This window comes from Actinomycetota bacterium, assembly GCA_036280995.1.
Taxonomy (GTDB): domain Bacteria; phylum Actinomycetota; class CALGFH01; order CALGFH01; family CALGFH01; genus CALGFH01.
The window spans coordinates 1-2,832 of sequence record DASUPQ010000887.1; the positions used below are offsets into that span (position 1 = coordinate 1).

At 69.7% G+C, this 2,832-nt stretch carries 3 protein-coding genes; 2 read left to right on the plus strand and 1 reads right to left on the minus strand.

What is annotated here, in order from left to right:
- Positions 1-611, minus strand: a 611-nt coding sequence (locus VF468_29705) for a hypothetical protein (GenBank protein ID HEX5882462.1), incomplete at its 3' end; no start/stop codon positions are given.
- A gap of 444 nt (positions 612-1,055) precedes the next feature.
- Here VF468_29705 and VF468_29710 point away from each other — a divergent pair.
- Positions 1,056-1,382: a GYD domain-containing protein gene (locus VF468_29710; protein ID HEX5882463.1), complete on the plus strand. Its 327-nt coding sequence runs from the start codon at positions 1,056-1,058 to the stop codon at positions 1,380-1,382.
- 152 nt (positions 1,383-1,534) lie between these two features.
- Entirely contained in the window at positions 1,535-2,476 is a 942-nt protein-coding gene (locus VF468_29715; GenBank protein ID HEX5882464.1) for a hypothetical protein, read from the plus strand.
- Positions 2,477-2,832 lie beyond the last annotated feature (356 nt).

The window sequence follows — 2,832 nt, forward strand, 5'->3', positions numbered from 1 at the left end:
ATGTGGTCGCGGCGGCGCTTCAGCTGGGCGCTGCGTTGCTCGGCGCGCCCACCACCCGTCGAGGACTCCACCCCAGTCTGGCTGTGGCCCTGCTGCTCCCACACGGCGATGAGCTCGGCGCACTGCTCGGGGTCGAGCACGTCCGGCACGACCAGCAGGGGCGCCTGGGTGGTGATCTGTCGCGGCCGCCGGTCGTCCCAGACCAGCTCGGCGACCACCTCGGCGACGTCGGCGGCGACGCGGGCACCGTCGGCCAACGGCAGCGCCACCCGGACCCGCAGATTCGGATCGAGCAGGAACGCGGTCGGTGCGCCCCCAGTTCGGTAGGCGGCCACGGCACGACCGTCGGCGTCCTGGAGCAATGGGAACGGCAGGTCGTGGCCGGCCAGCGCGGGCGGGCCGACCACGTGCACGGTCAGGTCCACGTCGCCGATGGCCCCCAGCCCCTCGGCGAGCGCGTCCAGCCGCGCCACACACGCCTCGTCGGCGAACACCAGCAGCGCCGGCCGGCCGCCCGCGTGGGCGTAGTACCGCGTCGGCGTCCCGTCTCGGGAGGCCAGCACCATGTCGGGCGCACGCTCGCCCCGTGCCAGGGCGGCCGGGGCCGTCATGCCAACACCGCTGGGAACCCCACCATCGGTCCGCAGCCTAGGCAAAGCATCAGACCCACCTCAATGTTCGGGATCTACGATATCGACAGTGTGCGACTCACTCGGCCAGAGCCCACCGTAGTCGTAGTTGTGATCCCGTTCGATGCCGACCTGGCCCGACGCCCCGGCACACCGCTCTGCCCTGCGCCTTCTCTCGTAGTGGTTGTTGCTCCCTGCCATCACTCGTCGACTCGGACGGCCCGGTGACGGCCTGGTGACGGCCTGGCCAACCCGTCTCCGCGCCGACCTGACCCATACTCGCCCGGCTCGCACACCCGCGCCGTTCCCTCGCCGACAGAGCGGCCGCTTGACCTTGCTGGCTTGTCCGTCGCGTCCTGGGCACATAGCCTCCTGCCAGCGGACGATGCAGGAATCTCAAGGGTCCGCTGGCGGAGGGTAGCGGCGATGTCGAAGTATGCGGTGTTCTTCACCCTCAAGGGCGAGGCCATCGCCCGGGCCATGGAGCAGCCGAGCGACCGGGTCGTGGTCGTGTCCAAGGCGGTGGAGTCCGCGGGGGGCAAGCTGGAGGCCTACTACCTGATGTTCGGCCAGTACGACGGGTTCGTCATCGTGGACCTCCCCGATTCCCGGGCGGCGGCCGCGACCAGCCTGGCGGTGAGCAGCACCGGGGCCTTCGAGCACCTGGAGACCCACGAGCTCATCGAGGCAGAGGACCTCAACCCGATCCTGGCGCAGGCCAAGGGCATCACCGCCCAGCTCCCTGGTCTCTAGTCAAGCCGGCCCTGGCACAAGTTACCAGGTCCTGGGCGGTCAAGGGTTCGCTCGCCGATTCGCGAGGGCGTCTCGGCTCGGTCGGGAGTCCCAGATCCCTACAAGCACAGGATGCGGGTGAACTCCAGGATCGCCGAGGAGAGGACGGCGTCGTGCAGGAAATGGGTAGCCCGATCACGCCGCTGGCCGCGCTGCTGGGCGACGTGCGCGCCGCGACCGCGTTCCGCTACGACGCCAGAGACTCGGCTGGCAACCGGATGGACACGGCCAAGGTGATCCAGGGCCCGGCCGGCGGCTATCTGGCCGTCTACCACAGCAGCAGGGTGTGCCACCTCGCCTCCTCTACCGATCTCGTGACGTGGGCGCACCGCGCGGTGGTGGACGAACCGGCCACCCAGCCGACGATCGCCGTCGCCCCAGACGGCGGGCTAGTGACGGCGGCCGAGTTTGATGACGGCCATGGCGGCCGGCTCCGGATCCGCTACTGGGCGACCCTGGAGGCGCTGCTGGAGGGCCACCCAGCGCGACAGTTCCTGGCCGCCCGGACGCTGAGCGCCTGTAATGAGGGCACCCCCAGTATCCGCCGGATGGTGTTCGCCCCCGACGTGGACGCCTCGACCATCGAGCTGGGGTTCCACTTCCACCGCCGCTGCCGAGTCGACCGGCAGGCCCGGGGCACGCTGACCGGCTTCTCGGACTGGACCACGTCGACCGACCCGGAGCTGGACACCGCGGTGGAGCGCGCGGCCGCGGCGGCCGGTGAGCGGGTCGGCGGCAACATCGGCGACCGCGACCACCTGCGCTACATGGGCAAGGACTACGACCTCATTGAGGCTCAGGGCCGCGAGGGCGACTTCGGGAGCTGGCGGGTGTACCTGTATGACCGGTCGGCCGGGACCGCGCAGCGGCTGGACGTCGTCACCCATGGCGGCAGCACGGCGTTCGCCAACCCCACCGCCACCAGCCTGCACGACCCCTCCGGCCGCAGCGGGGTCATGGCGACTCTGTTCCTGCCCGTCGAGGGCGCGGCGCCGGGCGAGGCCGGCTCGCTTCTTTACCACGTGCCGGCCGACGAGCCACGTCCGCCAACCTGAGTACGGTTAAACGCTCTCCCACCGCCGTGCGGGCCCACTCATCGCTACGGTTCAGCAGAGGTGGGAGAGCGAGGACCCCTGGAGCCAGAAAAAGCGCTGCTCAGAAGGGTGGGAGTGGGCGCGGGAGGAGTTGAACCTCCGTCCTCTTCCGTGTCAGCAAACGGCGGGGAAGCGCTTTGCGCATCGCACTTTTCCCAGGTCGCCGCCAACCGTAGAGGACGAGGTTATGCATTCTCTTCTCCCGCTATGGGCGGAACGCCAGACCCCGTTCGCCGAGCACATCCTTACCATGAATCTTGCACCCACCGCTGTGCGGAACGCATTTTCCCAGGTCAATTGCGACCGTAGACCGCCAA